This is a genomic window from Corallococcus sp. AB032C (genome assembly GCF_003668935.1).
Lineage (GTDB): Bacteria > Myxococcota > Myxococcia > Myxococcales > Myxococcaceae > Corallococcus > Corallococcus exiguus.
The window spans coordinates 1-420 of sequence record NZ_RAWP01000284.1; the positions used below are offsets into that span (position 1 = coordinate 1).

Genomic DNA, 420 nt, shown 5'->3' on the forward strand with positions numbered 1-420 from the left:
ACTCATCCAGCGGCACCGCGCGCGTCTTGCGTCCGGGGCGCTGTACCACCAGGCCTCGCGCCGCCAGCCGCCGCAGCGCCTCGCGGATGGTGCCCCGACACACCTCATAGCGGCGCGCCAGCTTCGCCTCGGAGCCGAATCGCCCACTCGGGTGAATCCGCCCCAGCGCGATATCGCGCTCGATTTGCGCCTCCACATAAGCCACGAGTCCTCGCCGTTCCATCCCCATTCCCCTTCCTCGTCCCAGCATCGCCATCCAACCACAGGGGTCTGACATGGACGTGCGGGCCCACCTGGGCCTGCTCCGGTTCGGTGGACAGGTTGACTACGCTGCCAGCCTCTTGGTTGCGGCCCTCCGCTCGTATTCCACTGGGCTGACGTAGCCCAGGGCGGAGTGGCGCCGCTTCCGGTTGTAGAACA

At 67.9% G+C, this 420-nt stretch carries 2 protein-coding genes; both read right to left on the bottom strand.

Annotation, left to right across the window (positions count from 1 at the left end):
• Positions 1-229, bottom strand: a 229-nt coding sequence (locus D7X99_RS42095) for a FadR/GntR family transcriptional regulator (RefSeq protein ID WP_121782597.1), incomplete at its 3' end; no start/stop codon positions are given.
• A 96-nt stretch (positions 230-325) separates the two neighbouring features.
• A partial coding sequence (locus tag D7X99_RS44815) for an IS3 family transposase (RefSeq protein WP_367303545.1) occupies positions 326-420 on the bottom strand: 95 nt, incomplete at its 5' end.